The following is a 14277-nucleotide window of genomic DNA, read 5'->3' as shown; positions in this document are numbered from 1 at the left end:
CCCGCCATGGCCTTCGTCCTCGCCAACTCGCTGCGCTTCCACGTCCAGCGGCTCCCCGCCACCGCGGAAGCCGCCCGCCCCGCCCGGCCCGTGGTGGTCTTCCTGCACGGCCTGGCCGTCGACAACCTGTCCTCCTTCTACTGCCCGCTGGCGGTGCCGGTGGCCCGCGCCGGGCACGAGACCGTCCTGTACGACCTGCGCGGCCACGGCCGCACCGAGCGGCCGGCCACCGGCTACGACAGCCGCACCGCCGTACGGGACCTCTTCGCACTGCTCGGCGCGCTGGGTCTGGGCAACCGGCCGGTGCACCTGGTCGGCAACAGCTACGGGGGCACCCTCGCCCTGCACGCGGCGCTGGCCCGGCCCGATCTCGTCGCCGGGCTGACGCTCCTCGAGCCCCCGCTCAGCGGGGCCTGGGTGGAGAACATGGTGGACACCCTGTCGGCCGCCGCGCTCAGCCTGGAGGACAGTCCGGTCCCCGCCGAACTGCGGACCCTGCGGCTGCGCAAGGCCGCCAACCTCACGGCGATCGCCGACGACCTGCTCAACCGCACCACGCTCATCGACGACATGGCGGCCGGCCGCGCCTTCGCCCCGGCCGACTACGCCAGGCTGCGGTGCCCCCTGCTGACCGTGTGCGGCGAGCACTCGGAACTGGTCCCGGGTGCACGGGAACTGGCCCTGCACGCACCGCACGGGGTGCTGCGGATCCTGCCGGGCCTGGGGCACGACGTACTGAAGGAGACCAGCGGGGTGCTGCGGGAAGCCGTACTCGCCCATCTCGACGCGTCGGCGGGTCCGGCGGCACGGGAGCCGCGGGACACGCACGCGACGCGGGTGGGAGCGCTGGTGCCATGAGGGTGCTGTTCACGGTTCCGCCGCTGGCGGGGCACGTCAATCCGACGGTGGCGGTCGGGGCCGAACTTGCCGCCCGGGGCCACGAGATCGCCTGGACCGGGCCCTCGGGGGTACTGGCCCGGCTGCTGCCCGCGCAGGCCCGGATCCTGCCGGCCGGCGAGGAGGCGGGCGGCGGCTACTCGGCGCTGCACGCACGCTGGCGCGATCTGCGCGGGGTCGCGGCGCTGCGGTTCCTGTGGGAGGAGGCGCTCGTGCCGCTGGCGCGGGCGATGGCGCCGGGGGTGGCCGACGCCGTCCGCGCCTTCGAGCCGGACGTACTGGTCGCCGACCAGCAGGCCCTGGCCGGACCGCTGGTCGCCGAACAGCTCGGGATCCCCTGGGCGACGTCCGCCAGCACCTCGGCGGAACTCACCCGGCCCTTCGCGGACTTCCCGAAGGTCGGGGAGTGGGTCGCGGAACAGGTCCGCGGACTGCTCGCCGAGTTCGGACCGGTGGCCTCACGCTGGGATCCGCGGTTCTCGGACCGGCTGGTCCTCGTCTTCTCCACCCCGGAACTCGTCGGCCCGGCCGAAGCGTTCCCGCCGCACTACGCCTTCGTCGGCCCGGCCTTCGGCGCCCGCCCGGCCGCCCCCGGATTCCCCTGGCAGCGGCTCGACCCGGCACGCCGGCGGGTGCTGGTGTCCCTCGGCACCCTCAACCAGGAGGCCGGCGGCCGGTTCTACGCGGCGGTGCTCGGCGCCGCCGAACACCTCGCGGAGGACGTGCAGATGGTGCTCGCGGCGCCCGCCGTGCTGATCGGTTCCACGCCGGGGCACCTGCTGCTGCAGGAGCGCGTCCCGCAACTGGATCTGCTGCCCCACCTGGACGCGGTGGTATGCCACGGCGGCCACAACACCGTGTGCGAAGCCCTCGCGTTCGGGCTGCCGCTGGTGGTCGCGCCGATCCGCGACGACCAGCCGATCGTGGCCCGCCAGGTCGTGGACGCCGGAGCCGGGGTCCGGCTGCGGTTCGGCAGGACCCGGGCCGAGGAACTGCGCGACGCGCTCACGGCCGTGCTGGACGAGCCCGGCCCCCGCCGGTCCGCCCGGCGGATCCAGGCCTCATTCGCCGCGGCGGGCGGAGCCGCCGCCGCGGCCGACCGGTTGGAGAAGCTCCTATGACGCCACCCCCGATCCCCCGGGTCCCGTGGACCTCGGTGGTCCTGCTGGCCGCGCTCGGTGCGGGCACGGTCCGGGCCGGCCGCCGGCTGCGGGCGGTGCCGGTGCTGCCGGTCGCCCCGGCCGAGGCGACCGGGGTTCCGCGCGCCGCCGGGTGGCGGCTGCTGACCGCCCGGGGGGTCGAGGCCGACGCGGCCACGCTCCTCGCCGCCTGCGCGCACGCCGAGCGGGAGGGGCTGCGGGTCCTGGACCTGGTGCCGGGGGACCTGGCCGCCGAGCGGGCGCTCGGGCTGCTGCGCCTGGTCGACCCCGCCCGCTACCGGCGGGACCGGCTCGGCGAGGGGCGCGGCGCCGGGTTCGCCGTGCTGGCCGCCGAGGAGGTCCTCGCACGGGCCGGGGTGGATCCGGACGGGCCGCCCTCCGGCCCGGCGGAACTCCTCGCGCTCACCCGCCGTTTGAAGGAGTACGCCGCCGGGGCCACGGGCCTGGCCATCGCCCCCGCGCTGAGCTGCGGACCGCAGCCCGAGGCGACCGGGCCCGCGCGCGCCGCCGAGCTGCGGGCCCAGGGGCTGCCGCCGGGTGCGCTGGCCGCGGCCCAGCTCGCCGGGCTGGCGCTGCTGGCGGGCGTCGTCGTACGCCAGGGCCGGTGGGGCGCCGCCGCGGCCGGGCTGTACTGGCTCCAGCCGTACCTGGCCCTCGGCGGGCCGCGCTCCCCGCTGCGCCCCGCCGATCTGGCCCGGGCCACCGCCGCCCGGCCGGTACGGTCGCTCGGCGCGGCCCTGCGTACGGCCGCGGCGGCCCGCCGCGGCCGGGGCGAGGAGGCGGACTCCGGCCGGGCCGCCGCCTACCGGGCGGACCTCGCCGCGGGCACCGGCCGCTTCCTGGAGGTGCGCCGCCCGGACTGCCCCTGGTGCGGGAGCGGGCGGCTCGCCGTCCGGGTCCGGGTGCCCGACCTGCTCCAGGGCAAGCCCGGCCGGTTCGCTCTGGAGCGCTGCGAGGACTGCGGGCACGTCTTCCAGAACCCCCGGCTGAGTCCCGAGGGGCTGGAGTTCTACTACCGCGACTTCTACGACGGGCGGGGCGGCGAGGGGGCGGGCACGGTCTTCGGGCGGCTCGGCGCCGCCTACCGGGGGCGCGCCGAGATGCTCCGTGCGCAGGTCGACGCTGCCGGTCCGGAGTCCTGGCTCGACGTGGGCACCGGGCACGGGCACTTCTGCAACGCGGCGCGCGAGGTCTGGCCGCAGACCCGGTTCGACGGGCTGGACATGGGTGACGGGGTCCTCGGGGCCGAGCGCCGCGGCTGGGTGGAGACCGGCTACCAGGGCCAGTTCCCGGAGTACGCCTCGAAGCTGGCGGGCCGGTACGAGGTGGTCAGCATGTACCACTACCTGGAGCACACCAGGGATCCGCTGGCCGAACTGGACGCGGCGGCCGCCGTCCTCGCCCCCGGCGGCTTCCTGGCCGTCGAGGTGCCCGACCCGGAGTCCCGCATGGCGGACCTCCTCGGCGGGGCGTGGCTGCCCTGGTTCCAGCCGCAGCACCAGCACCTGGTCCCGGCCGTGAACCTGCGCGAGGCGCTGGCCGACCGGGGGTTCACCGTCCTCGTCGAGGAGCACGGCGCGGCCCATCAGGGAAACGACTTCTTCGGCGCGGTGGCGCTGACCGCCGCCCGGCTGGCCCCGGACCCGGACCGGCCGTGGGGTCCCCCGGCCACGCCCCGGGCGCGGGCCCTCGCCGGCCTCGTACGGGTGGCGGCGCTGCCGTGCTTCGCCGGCGCGGCCGTGCTCGACGCCGTGCGGTCGGCGGCCGCCCGGGTCACGGACGGCGGGAACGCCTACCGGATCCTGGCCCGCAAGGACGTCCGGTGACGGGCCCCGCCCCGGTACCGCCGTCCCCGCCGGGCCCGGTCGCCGCAGGCGCGCGCCCGGCCGCCGTCGGCGCGGCCGCCGCCCACCCGGGCAACGCCCGGCCCGCCCACCCGGCGGGAGGCGACCTGGCCCGGCGGGCCACCGCCGATCCGCTGTTCCGGCTCGTCGCCTACGCCCTGGAGGCCGCGCACGGCCTGCCGCCGGCCGCCGTGTGGAGCGCCCCGTACGCCTTCCACCTCGGGTCCCCCGGGCTGGTCGCCGCGGCCGGCTGGCCGACGGCCGCCGCCGCGGCCCCGCGCACCGACGGCCTGGTGCGGCTCAGCTCGCTGGGCCACCCCGCCGACAGCTGCGATCTTCCGCTGACCCTGTCCGGGCCGCCGCCCGCGGCCCCCGCCTGGGCGGTCCGGCCGTACGCCGTGCTGCGGGCGCTGGCCCGGGCCGGTTTCGGCCGCGGCGGGACGGACCTGCACGTGCAGGGCTCGCTCACGGCGGCCGCCGGGCTGGCCACGGCCGAGCCGGCCGACTGCGCCGTCGCCCTGGCGGTGGCCGACGTACACACGGCGGCCGGCGTGCTGCCGGACCGCGGGCAGCTGGCCCGGCTGCTGGCCGCGGCGCTGCCGGACGGGGACGACTCCCTGCGCCGGGCGGTCCTGTTCGCCCGGCCCGGCAAGGCCCTGCTGCTGGGCGCCGGGCCCCGGCGGCGACAGCGGTACGTCCCCTTCGACCCGGCGGCGTCCGGGGCGCGGCTGGTGCTGGTGGCCGTGCGCGGCGAGGCCGCGGACCGGCCGGCCGAGCTGGCGCGGGCCGTGGCCTGCGCCCGCCGGGCCGGGGCCCTGAGCGCCTGGCCGCCCGGGCAGGAGCCGGGGCGCAGTGCGCTGGTGCTGCTGCCCGAGGCACGACTGACGGCGGTGCGGGCCGCGGTCGCGGAGGACTTCCGCGACCGGGAGCGGCCCGTACCGCGCTTCCTGAACATCGCCGTGGCCGGCGCGGCCCGGCGCGAGGAATGACCATCAAGGAGGATCCCCCATGCCCACCCCCTCACCCAGGGCCGACGCGAGACGCCGGGCCCGGTGGTCCGCGCTCGTGGCCGGACTCGGCGCGCTCGGCCTGCTGGGCGCCTTCACCGTCGCCAACTCCCAGGCCGCCGAAACCCCTTCCGCGACCGGGTCGGTCGCGGCCGCGCTGCCCTCGTACGACCACGTGGTGGTCGTCGTGTACGAGAACAAGCAGTACGGAGAGATCATCGGCAGCGCGAACGCCCCGTACATCAACCAGTTGGCGAACGGCGGCGCCAGCCTGACCGGCATGAAGGCGCTGACCCACCCCAGCCAGCCCAACTACTTCAACCTCTTCTCCGGCGCCACGCAGGGCATCACCGGCGACGGCTGCTACACCCCGCAGTCGATGACGGCGCCCAACCTCGGCCAGGAGCTGATCGCGGCCGGCAAGACCTTCGCGACGTACAACGAGGACCTGCCGAGCGAGGGGTCCACGGCCTGCACGAACGGCCAGTACGCGCAGAAGCACAACCCGTGGTTCGCCTTCAAGAACGTGCCGCTGAACACCGGGAAGACCTGGGCGCAGTTCCCGCAGAACAACTTCGCGGCGCTGCCGGACCTGTCGTTCATCGTGCCGAACCAGTGCAACGACATGCACTCCTGCTCGGTCGGCACGGGCGACACCTGGACGAAGAACAACATCGACGCGTACGCGCAGTGGGCGAAGGCCAACAACAGCCTGCTGGTGCTGACCTGGGACGAGGACAACTTCCTCGGGTCGAACCAGATCGCCACCGTGTTCTACGGCGCGCACGTCAAGACGGGCAAGTACGCCACCGCCTTCAACCACTACAACCTGCTGCGGACCTTCGAGGACCTCTTCGGTACGACGCACGCGGGCAACGCGGCCAACGTCCAGCCGATCTCGGAGGTGTTCGGCGGCTCGACGCCCACCCCCACCCCGACGCCCACCTCCACCCCGACACCCACGCCGACCCCGACCCCGACACCGACCGCGGGTGACCTGAGGCTGGCCGATCCCGGCCCGCAGACCTGCAAGTTCAACCAGTCCTGCACCATCCAGCTCAGCGCCACCGGCGGCAAGCCACCGATCCGGTACGCGGCCACCGGCCTGCCCTGGGGCCTGACCGTCGACCCCGGCACCGGCCGGATCAGCGGCAAGCCGTGGGCCAGCGGCACCCTCCAGATCACCGCCACGGCCACCGACTCCGCGGGCGCGACGGTCACCGCCGGGTTCCCGCTCACCGTCACCTGGTTCTAGTCGCCTCAGGGAGGCATCCGTGTACCTGTCGACCAGCCGGGCCGCGGACATGGCCGGGGACACCCCGGCTCCGAGCGGCCCCCTGCGGGCCGTACCCGGCACGGTGTTCGCGCTCGGCGTGGTCAGTCTGGTCACGGATGTCTCGGCCGAGATGGTCACCGCCGTGCTGCCGCTGTACCTGATGGCCGGGCTCGGCATGTCCCCGCTCGCCTTCGGCGCCCTGGACGGGCTCCACCAGGGCGCCACGGCGCTGCTGCGCCTCGCGGGCGGACGGCTCGCGGACCGCACCCACCGGCGCAAACTCGTGGCGGGCTCCGGCTACGCGCTCTCCGCCGCGTGCAAGGCGGCCCTGCTCGCGGCCACCAGCCCCTGGGCGGTGGCGGCGGTGCTCGCCGCCGACCGGACCGGCAAGGGCCTGCGCACCGCTCCACGCGACGCGCTGATCTCGCTCTCCTGCCCGCCGGAGGACCAGGGCCGCGCCTTCGGGGTGCACCGGGCGCTGGACACGGCGGGCGCCCTGCTGGGGCCGCTGGCCGCGTTCGGGGTGCTGTGGGTGGTGGTGGACGGGTACGCGGCCGTGTTCACGGTGAGCTGCTGCATCGCCCTGCTGGGAGTGGTGGTGCTGGTCCTGTTCGTACGGGAGGCGCCCGCGCCCGCACCGGCCGCCCGTGCCCCGCTGCCTCCCGTCCGCACGCTCGTACGGATCCCCGGGCTGCGGAGGCTGTGCGCGACCGCCGCCGTGCTCGGCCTGTTCACCGTCGGCGACGCCTTCCTCTACCTGCTGCTGCAGCGCCGGCTCGAGCTGCCGGCCGCGTACTTCCCGCTGCTGCCCGTCGGCACGGCGGCGGTCTTCCTGCTGGCCGCGCTGCCCGCGGGCCGGGCCGCCGACCGGCTGGGCCGGCGCCGGGTGTTCCTCGGCGGGCACGTGCTGCTGCTCGGCGCCTGTCTGCTGCTGCTCGCTCCGGTACCGGCGGGGCCGGCGCTGGTGCTCGGGGTCCTCGTGCTGCTCGGCCTGTTCTACGCGGCCACGGACGGGGTGCTGATGGCGGCGGCCGGGCCGCTGCTGCCGGCCGGGCTGCGCACCACGGGCCTCGCGGTGCTCCAGACGGCCCAGGCGCTGGCCCGGTTCGCGGGGTCCCTGCTGTTCGGCGCGGCCTGGACGCTGTGGGGTCCGGGCCCGGCCCTCGGCATGGCGGCCGGGGGGCTGCTGGTGTCGCTGGCGGCGGTCGCCGTGTTCGGCGGGCGGGAGCGGGGCGGGCCGTCGTAGGGTCGGGCGCATGGCGGAAGCGCAGCGCACACTCGAAGGCAGGGTCGCCCTGGTGGCCGGGGCGACGCGGGGCGCGGGCCGGGGGATCGCGGTCCAGCTGGGCGCGCAGGGCGCGACCGTGTACGTATCGGGGCGCAGCTCCCGCGGCGGGCGCTCGGAGTACGACCGCCCGGAGACGATCGAGGAGACGGCCGAGCTGGTGACGGCGGCGGGCGGCCGCGGCATCGCGGTGGTGGCCGACCACCTGGTTCCGGGTGAGGTCGAGGCGCTGGTGGGGCGGATCGACGGCGAGCAGGGGCGCCTCGACGTCCTGGTCAACGACATCTGGGGCGGGGAGCTGCTCTTCGAGTGGGACAGCACGGTCTGGGAGCACGACTTGGACAAGGGGCTGCGGCTGCTGCGCCTCGCGGTCGAGACCCACGCCGTCACCAGCCACTTCGCGCTGCCGCTGCTGCTGCGCCGGCCGGGCGGGCTGGTGGTGGAGATGACGGACGGCACCGCCGAGTACAACGCGCGGAACTACCGGGTGTCGTTCTTCTACGACCTCGCCAAGTCCGCGGTGCTGCGCATGGCGTTCGCCTTGGGGCACGAGCTGGGGCCGCGCGGGGCCGCGGCGGTGGCATTGACCCCGGGCTGGCTCCGCTCGGAGATGATGCTCGACAACTTCGGTGTGACGGAGGAGAACTGGCGGGACGCCCTGGACAAGGTCCCGCACTTCGCCATCTCCGAGACCCCGTCGTACGTCGGCCGGGCGGTCGCGGCGCTCGCCGCCGACCCGGAGCGGGCGCGCTGGAACGGGCAGTCCCTGTCCAGCGGGCAGCTCGCCGGGGTCTACGGCTTCACCGATCTCGACGGCAGCCGCCCGGACTGCTGGCGGTACATGGTCGAGGTGCAGGACCCGGGCCGCCCGGCGGACACCACCGGCTACCGCTAGACGCCTGGTGCCACGGACGGAAAGGGTTCGCCGGCCCTTCCGGTCACAGCACCAGGTCGCCGCCCGGGAGGGGTGCGAAGTGCCGCTCCACGTCCGCGCCGGTCACGTCCGCCAGGGCGGGCGGCGACCAGCGCGGCGTACGGTCCTTGTCCACGACCTGGGCGCGGATGCCCTCCACCAGGTCGGGCGACGCCAGGGCGTTGCACGAGACCCGGAACTCCTGGACCAGCACCTCCTCCAGCGAGCCGAGGGCCGCGGCGCGGTGCAGGGCCGCCAGGGTGACCTTCAGCGCGGTCGGGGACTTGGCCAGGACGGTCTCGGCGGCCTCCTTGGCGGCCGGGTCGCCGTCGGCGAGCAGCCGCTCCACGATCTCCTCGACGGTGTCCGCCGCGTAGCAGTGGTCGATCCATGCCCGCCGGTCGGCGAGTTCCCCGGGCGCAGGAGTGGCGGCGTACCGCGGCAGCACCTCGTGAACGGGGTCCGCGGCGAGGGCGGCGGTCAGCTCCGGAAGGCGCGCGGCGGGGACGAAGTGGTCGGCGAGTCCGCACAGCAGCGCGTCGGCGGCGCCCACGGCGGCGCCGGTGAGGGCGAGATGGGTGCCGAGCCGGCCGGGCGCGCGGCCGAGCAGCCAGGTCCCGCCGATGTCGGGGACGAAGCCGATGCCGGTCTCGGGCATGGCGACGCGGGAGCGCTCGGTGACGACGCGGACGCCACCGTGGGCCGAGACGCCGACTCCGCCGCCCATGACGATGCCGTCCATGAGGGCGACGTACGGCTTGGGGTAGCGGGCGATGCGGGCGTTGAGGCGGTACTCGTCGCGCCAGAACTCCGCCGAGGCGGTCGTCCCGGCCCTGGCGTCGTCGTGGATGGCCCGGATGTCACCGCCCGCGCACAGCCCCCGCTCACCGGCGCCGCGGACGAGCACCTGGTGGACGGCGGGGTCCGCCTCCCAGGCCGCCAGCGCTTCGGCCATGCGCAGCACCATCGGGTGGGTGAGCGCGTTGAGGGCCTTGGGGCGGTTGAGGGTGATCACCCCTGTCCGGCCCTCGATGTCGAACAGGACGGTGTCATCGTGGGTCTTCACACCGGTCAGTATGTAACGTGGACCGGCATGCGGAAGATCATCCTTTGGATGTCGGTGTCCCTCGACGGATTCATCGAGGGTCCTGAGCGCGAGATCGACTGGCACGTCGTCGACGACGAGCTGCACCAGCACGCCAACGACGAGGCCCGCGCGATGGGCGGGTTCCTGCACGGCCGCGTGATGTACGAGCTCATGGAGGCCTCCTGGTCGACCGTGGACGACGACCCCGCGAACGCCGGGCCGGTGGCCGAGTTCGGGGGCATCTGGCGGGACAAGCCGAAGTACGTGTACTCGCGCACGCTCGAGCGGGTCGGCCCGAACGCCACGATCGTCCGGGAGGTCGTGCCGGAGGAGGTCGCCGCGCTCAAAGCGGCCCCGGGCGGTGACCTGTGCCTCGGCGGCGCCGGGATCGCCGCCGCGTTCCTGCGCCACGATCTGGTGGACGCGTACCGGATCTACGTGCACCCGGTGCGGATCGGGCGCGGCAAGCCGCTCTTCCCGCCGGTCGACGGCGGCCCGGTGCCGCTGCGCCTGGAGGGCACCCGTACGTTCGGCAACGGCGTCGTGCTGCTGCGTTACGGCCGCCCCTGAGGATGGCCCGCTGCGCCGGCGCGGCAGTTCCCGCGCGCCGGCAAGGTCGGCGCCGGCCGGGAGATCATCACGGCCCCGGGCTCCTGACCCCTGCGGGCGCGGCCACCTCCAGCCACACGCACTTGCCGTCCGGACCCGGCCGGGAGCCCCAGCTGCGGGCCAGCCGGTCCATGATCAGCAGCCCGTGCCCGCCGGGCTGTCCGCGCTTGGCACCCGGCCCCGCCCGCACGGGGACCGGCGGGGCCGGGTTCCCGTCGGTCACCTCGATCCGCAGCCGCTCGTCGTCGCAGTCCAGCAGCAGCGCTCCCGGCCCGCCGCCGTGCAGGCAGGCATTGGACACCACCTCGGACACCAGCAGGAGCACGTCGTCGGCCGTGTCCCGGTCCTCCTGGGTGGCGGCCGGCAGCCAGTGCCAGGCGGTCAGCGCCCGGCGGGCGAAGTCCCGGCTGCGCGTCACGACATCGGTGGCCCCGTCCAGTACCAGGTACCAGGTCCGGTCGGGTGACCCCCGCTGCTCCATGACGCTCTGACTCCTCGTGTCGACGTGCCGTAGCCGTACCCGCCCACCGCGTCTGGCGGAGGCACTAACCCGGCGGTCCGTCCGCCCCGCTCAGCGCCTGCGCCACATCGGTGTACACGGGGAAGACCCCGTCGGCGCCGGTGATGCGGAACATGCGGGCGACGGAACCGCGCAGTCCGGCGAGTTCCACGCTGCCGCCGGCCTCCAGGGCCGTGAGCCTGCTCTGCAGGAGCACGTTCAGCCCGGTGGAATCGCAGAATCCCAGCCCCGTCAGGTCCACCAGCAGCCGGCTACCCCGGCAAGCCGCCGCGTCGAGGGCTTCCCGCAGGGGCTGGGCCGTGTCGTGGTCCAGCTCCCCCGCCAGCTCGAGGACGACGGCTCCGTCCACGGTCTGCACCGCGACGGTGAAGCGCTCATTGTCCGCTCCCGGAACCATCCGGCATCACCCTTCCGTCCTGTTCTTGCACCTGCCCTGACGCCGCGGGGATCCGCCTCGGGGGGGGCCGGGCGCGGCGGCGGGGGACGCCACTGCGGAACGGATCCGAAACGACCGCGGGGCCGTTTCGGATTGCTCCGAAACGGCCCCACGACCTGCGACTTCGAAAAGTCGGGACGACAGGATTTGAACCTGCGACCCCTTGACCCCCAGTCAAGTGCGCTACCAAGCTGCGCCACGTCCCGTTGTGCCTTCCACCTGGGGTTTCCCCCTGCGCGGCGGCACATGCAGAACATTACCCCACGCCGAGGGGTGTTCATGCACCGGTAATCGGCGGGGGCGAAGATGAGGTGGTGAACGCACGGGATCGGGATCGGGTTCGGGATCGGGACGGCGAGGGGCGGGCGCGCAGTGCGCGGCCCAGGGACGGGCTGGGGCGGCCGCTGCCGTACGGGGAGGCCGGAGTGGAGCGGCAGCCCGAGGGGGTGGTGCGCCCGCCCGCGGAGACGGTCGGGGAGGCGCAGCGGCTGCTGGACGCCGGGATGCCGTTCCACGCGCACGAGGTGTTCGAGGACGCCTGGAAGTCGGGGCCCGAGGAGGCGGCCCCGCTCTGGCGGGGGCTCGCGCAGCTCGCGGTCGGGCTGACGCACGCGGCGCGCGGGAACGCGGTGGGCGGGGCGCGGCTGCTGCGGCGCGGGGCCGATGCCCTGGCCGGGCGGGAGGACGCGTACGGGATCGACGTGGCGGGGCTGGTCGGATGGGCCCGGGAGCTGGCCGGGCGGGTGGCGGCCGGGGAGCACATCGACGCCGCGGGCGAAGCTCCCGTGCTCACCGGGCGGCCCGGCCCCGCCTGACCGCCCGGGGGCCTACGCGGCGGGCTCCAGCAGGTCCCAGCGGTTTCCGTACAGGTCCTCGAAGACGGCGACGGAGCCGTACGCCTCGTGGCGGGGCTCCTCGAGGAAGCGGACGCCCTCGGCGGTCATCCGGGCGTGGTCGCGCGCGAAGTCGTCGGTGTACAGGAAGAAGCCGACGCGGCCGCCGGTCTGGTCGCCGACGCGGGAGCGCTGGGCTTCGTCCTTGGCCCGGGCCAGCAGCAGCGCGGACTCCTCGGCACCGGGCGGCCGGACCACCACCCAGCGCGACCCGTCCGGGCGCGGGGTGTCTTCGGCGAGCTCGAACCCGAGGGCGCGGGTGTAGAAGTCGACGGCCTCGTCGTAGTCGTGGACCACGAGGGCGGTGAGGGCGATGTGGGATGACATGCCCTCATTGTGCGCCGGGGGGCCGGAGTTGGGGACGCTGCGGCGTCGGCCGGGCGTGACCGCGCACGACCGGCGAACAGGGCGGCGCGCCCGACGGGCACAATAGCGCCGTGAAGAAGTTCTCAGTGATCGGCATAGGCGCGGGCGACCCGGACCACCTGACCCTCCAGGCGGTCAGGGCGATCGGCGCGGCGGACGCATTCCTCATCCTGGAGAAGGGCGAGGAGAAGGCGGACCTGACCGGGCTGCGGCGCGCGATGCTCGACGAGCACGCCCGGCCCGGCCACCGGCTGGTGGAGGGCCGCGACCCGGACCGGGACCGCACCCCGGCCGACTACACCCCGACGGTGGACGGCTGGCGCAGCGCGCGGGCGGAGCTCTTCGAGCGGTTCATCGCGGAGGATCTGGCGGAGGGCGAGACCGGGGCGTTCCTGGTGTGGGGCGACCCCTCGCTGTACGACTCCACGCTCGCGATCCTCGACGAGGTGCTGGAGCGGGGCCGGGTGGCCTTCGAGCACGAGGTGGTCCCGGGCATCAGCAGCGTCTCGGCGCTGCTGGCACGCCACCGGACCAACCTGAACCGGGTCGGGCGGCCGGTCCAGATCACCACCGGGCGCCGGCTGGCCGAGGGCTGGCCGGACGGCGTGGACGACGTGGTGGTGATGCTGGACGCGCGGCACGCCTTCACCGCGCACCTGGACCAGGACCTGTTCATCTACTGGGGGGCCTACGTCGGCACCCCGGACGAGATCCTGGTCCAGGGCAGGCTCGCCGACGTCGCCGGGCGGATCGAGGAGCTGCGCACCGAGGCCCGCGCCCGCAAGGGCTGGATCATGGACACCTACCTGCTCCGGCGCGCCTAGGACCTCGGCCTGTCACCGGGACAGGAAGGCGGGCAGGGCGGCGGCGAGGCGTTCGTACTCCTCGGGGTGGTTGTAGACCTGCGCGCAGACGCGCAGGCCCCCGCCGCCCGGGCGGGGCCAGACCAGGACCCGGGTGCGGAGCTTCGACGCGAGTTCCTCGCGCAGGGCCCGCGCGGCCTCCTGGGTCTCGGCGAGGCCGGGCGGGAGCAGCAGGGAGCGCATCGGCAGGCCCGGGGTGTGCGGGAGGACGGTGAACCCGGGGAGCCGGGCGAGCAGGTCCGCGCCGTAGGCGGCGAGCTCGCTGTTGTGGGCCCGCACCTTGGCGGCGTCGAGGCGGTCGATCAGGTCGAGGCCCTCGGGGGCGGCCAGCCAGCCGGTGTAGTCGGCGGTGGCCCGGTATTCGACCGAGCGGGGGAAGCCCCGGTGGTCCTCCCAGGAGGGCACCAGGGCCCTGACGCGGGCCCGGTGGGCGGGGGCCACGGCGAGGAGGGCGCTGCCGGGCGGGGCGTAGCCCCACTTGTGCAGGTTCCCGAACCAGAAGTCGGCTCCGGCGGCGATCGGCTCGGCCAGGGTGCCGGGGGTGTGGGCGCCGTCGACGACGGTGGTGATCCCGCGCGCGGCGAGGTCCGCGAGGAGCCGGGGGCCTGCGACGAGGCGGGCGGTCGGCGAGCTGACGTGGTCGAGCAGGGCCACCTTCGTGCGGGGCGTGAGCGCCGCCAGCACGACCTCGCGCACGGCGTCCTCGTCGGGCAGCCGCGGGTCGAGGGCCACCGTGGTGACGGGCGCGCGGCGGGCGGCCGCCGCGGTCACGGTGCCGTAGCCGTGGTCGGTGACCAGGATCTCGTCGCCGTCGGCGAGCGGGATGGCGTCGAGCGCGAGGTTGGCGCCCTCGGTGGCGTTCGAGATGAAGGCGATCCCCTCGGGATCCGCCCCAAGGCGGGCCGCGATCCGGCCCCGGGACCCGGCCAGGCGGTCGCCGACCCCGTTGAAGAAGGCGTCGGGGTCGGCGTGGGCCTCGGTGCGCAGCGCTTCCTGGGCTTCCTGGACGGGGACGGGGACCGCGCCGTAGGAGCCGTGGTTGAGGTGGGCGATGGCCGGATCCAGCCGGAAGAGGGCGCTGCCGCCGGGGAAGGCGGTCGGGGTGGCGGGCTCGGTCACGG

At 75.4% G+C, this 14277-nt stretch carries 15 protein-coding genes and 1 tRNA gene; 10 read left to right on the top strand and 6 right to left on the bottom strand.

Annotated elements, in window-relative coordinates; genetic code table 11:
• Positions 1 to 6 precede the first annotated feature (6 nt).
• From ACIPUC_RS17425 to ACIPUC_RS17395, 7 genes are read left to right on the top strand one after another with little or no spacing between them, the layout of a single operon-like run.
• The gene (locus ACIPUC_RS17425) at positions 7 to 858 is read left to right on the top strand and encodes an alpha/beta fold hydrolase (protein ID WP_446590293.1); all 852 of its coding nucleotides are present in this window, start codon (positions 7 to 9) and stop codon (positions 856 to 858) included.
• Positions 855 to 2018, top strand: a complete 1164-nt coding sequence (locus ACIPUC_RS17420; RefSeq protein ID WP_446590291.1) for a glycosyltransferase — start codon at positions 855 to 857, stop codon at positions 2016 to 2018. The genes ACIPUC_RS17425 and ACIPUC_RS17420 overlap by 4 nt, the downstream gene beginning before the upstream one ends.
• Complete coding sequence (locus ACIPUC_RS17415; protein ID WP_446590290.1) at positions 2015 to 3883, top strand: methyltransferase domain-containing protein; 1869 nt, start codon at positions 2015 to 2017, stop codon at positions 3881 to 3883. The genes ACIPUC_RS17420 and ACIPUC_RS17415 overlap by 4 nt, the downstream gene beginning before the upstream one ends.
• Entirely contained in the window at positions 3880 to 4890 is a 1011-nt protein-coding gene (locus ACIPUC_RS17410; protein ID WP_446590288.1) for a galactokinase, read from the top strand. Before ACIPUC_RS17415 ends, ACIPUC_RS17410 begins: the two co-directional genes overlap by 4 nt.
• Positions 4891 to 4909: 19 nt before the next feature.
• Positions 4910 to 6163, top strand: coding sequence for an alkaline phosphatase family protein (locus ACIPUC_RS17405; RefSeq protein WP_446590287.1), 1254 nt, complete (start codon positions 4910 to 4912; stop codon positions 6161 to 6163).
• A gap of 19 nt (positions 6164 to 6182) precedes the next feature.
• Entirely contained in the window at positions 6183 to 7430 is a 1248-nt protein-coding gene (locus ACIPUC_RS17400; protein WP_446590286.1) for an MFS transporter, read from the top strand.
• Between the two features lie 10 nt (positions 7431 to 7440).
• Complete coding sequence (locus ACIPUC_RS17395; protein WP_446590285.1) at positions 7441 to 8364, top strand: SDR family oxidoreductase; 924 nt, start codon at positions 7441 to 7443, stop codon at positions 8362 to 8364.
• A gap of 43 nt (positions 8365 to 8407) precedes the next feature.
• Here the strand turns inward: ACIPUC_RS17395 and ACIPUC_RS17390 are convergent, their stop codons facing one another.
• A complete protein-coding gene (locus tag ACIPUC_RS17390) occupies positions 8408 to 9448 on the bottom strand; it encodes an enoyl-CoA hydratase/isomerase family protein (protein ID WP_446590283.1) in 1041 nt (346 codons plus the stop codon).
• A 27-nt stretch (positions 9449 to 9475) separates the two neighbouring features.
• Here ACIPUC_RS17390 and ACIPUC_RS17385 point away from each other — a divergent pair, with 27 nt between their 5' ends.
• Entirely contained in the window at positions 9476 to 10039 is a 564-nt protein-coding gene (locus ACIPUC_RS17385; RefSeq protein ID WP_446590282.1) for a dihydrofolate reductase family protein, read from the top strand.
• A gap of 67 nt (positions 10040 to 10106) precedes the next feature.
• Here ACIPUC_RS17385 and ACIPUC_RS17380 read toward each other — a convergent pair whose 3' ends face one another.
• The 3 genes from ACIPUC_RS17380 to ACIPUC_RS17370 all read right to left on the bottom strand — a co-directional run bounded on the left by ACIPUC_RS17380 (position 10107) and on the right by ACIPUC_RS17370 (position 11240).
• A complete protein-coding gene (locus ACIPUC_RS17380) occupies positions 10107 to 10559 on the bottom strand; it encodes an ATP-binding protein (protein ID WP_446590281.1) in 453 nt (150 codons plus the stop codon).
• Between the two features lie 64 nt (positions 10560 to 10623).
• Positions 10624 to 10995: an STAS domain-containing protein gene (locus ACIPUC_RS17375; protein WP_446590280.1), complete on the bottom strand. Its 372-nt coding sequence runs from the start codon at positions 10993 to 10995 to the stop codon at positions 10624 to 10626.
• 171 nt (positions 10996 to 11166) lie between these two features.
• Positions 11167 to 11240, bottom strand: a tRNA-Pro gene (locus ACIPUC_RS17370).
• Positions 11241 to 11348: 108 nt separating this feature from the next.
• On the opposite strand from ACIPUC_RS17370, the gene ACIPUC_RS17365 reads away from it, so the two are divergent.
• Entirely contained in the window at positions 11349 to 11849 is a 501-nt protein-coding gene (locus ACIPUC_RS17365; RefSeq protein ID WP_446590278.1) for a DUF309 domain-containing protein, read from the top strand.
• A 12-nt stretch (positions 11850 to 11861) separates the two neighbouring features.
• Here the strand turns inward: ACIPUC_RS17365 and ACIPUC_RS17360 are convergent, their stop codons facing one another.
• A complete protein-coding gene (locus tag ACIPUC_RS17360; RefSeq protein WP_446590277.1) occupies positions 11862 to 12254 on the bottom strand; it encodes a VOC family protein in 393 nt (130 codons plus the stop codon).
• Positions 12255 to 12364: 110 nt separating this feature from the next.
• Between ACIPUC_RS17360 and cobF the strand changes: the two genes are divergently transcribed.
• A complete protein-coding gene (cobF, locus tag ACIPUC_RS17355) occupies positions 12365 to 13117 on the top strand; it encodes a precorrin-6A synthase (deacetylating) (protein ID WP_446590276.1) in 753 nt (250 codons plus the stop codon).
• Between the two features lie 12 nt (positions 13118 to 13129).
• Here the strand turns inward: cobF and ACIPUC_RS17350 are convergent, their stop codons facing one another.
• The gene (locus tag ACIPUC_RS17350; RefSeq protein WP_446590275.1) at positions 13130 to 14275 is read right to left on the bottom strand and encodes an aminotransferase class V-fold PLP-dependent enzyme; all 1146 of its coding nucleotides are present in this window, start codon (positions 14273 to 14275) and stop codon (positions 13130 to 13132) included.
• Between the last annotated feature and the right edge of the window lie 2 nt (positions 14276 to 14277).

Source organism: Streptomyces sp. LARHCF249, assembly GCF_052871255.1.
Note: the sequence above shows the minus strand (reverse complement) of the source record. Positions and strands in the feature narration are given on the sequence as shown.

Coding starts and splice junctions, on each gene's coding strand:
- ACIPUC_RS17395 (WP_446590285.1), top strand. CDS start 7,441: ATGGCGGAAGCGCAGCGCACACTCGAAGGCAGGGTCGCCCTGGTGGCC.
- ACIPUC_RS17415 (WP_446590290.1), top strand. CDS start 2,015: ATGACGCCACCCCCGATCCCCCGGGTCCCGTGGACCTCGGTGGTCCTG.
- ACIPUC_RS17380 (WP_446590281.1), bottom strand. CDS start 10,559: ATGGAGCAGCGGGGGTCACCCGACCGGACCTGGTACCTGGTACTGGAC.
- ACIPUC_RS17425 (WP_446590293.1), top strand. CDS start 7: ATGGCCTTCGTCCTCGCCAACTCGCTGCGCTTCCACGTCCAGCGGCTC.
- ACIPUC_RS17375 (WP_446590280.1), bottom strand. CDS start 10,995: ATGGTTCCGGGAGCGGACAATGAGCGCTTCACCGTCGCGGTGCAGACC.
- ACIPUC_RS17385 (WP_446590282.1), top strand. CDS start 9,476: ATGCGGAAGATCATCCTTTGGATGTCGGTGTCCCTCGACGGATTCATC.
- ACIPUC_RS17405 (WP_446590287.1), top strand. CDS start 4,910: ATGCCCACCCCCTCACCCAGGGCCGACGCGAGACGCCGGGCCCGGTGG.
- ACIPUC_RS17360 (WP_446590277.1), bottom strand. CDS start 12,254: ATGTCATCCCACATCGCCCTCACCGCCCTCGTGGTCCACGACTACGAC.
- ACIPUC_RS17420 (WP_446590291.1), top strand. CDS start 855: ATGAGGGTGCTGTTCACGGTTCCGCCGCTGGCGGGGCACGTCAATCCG.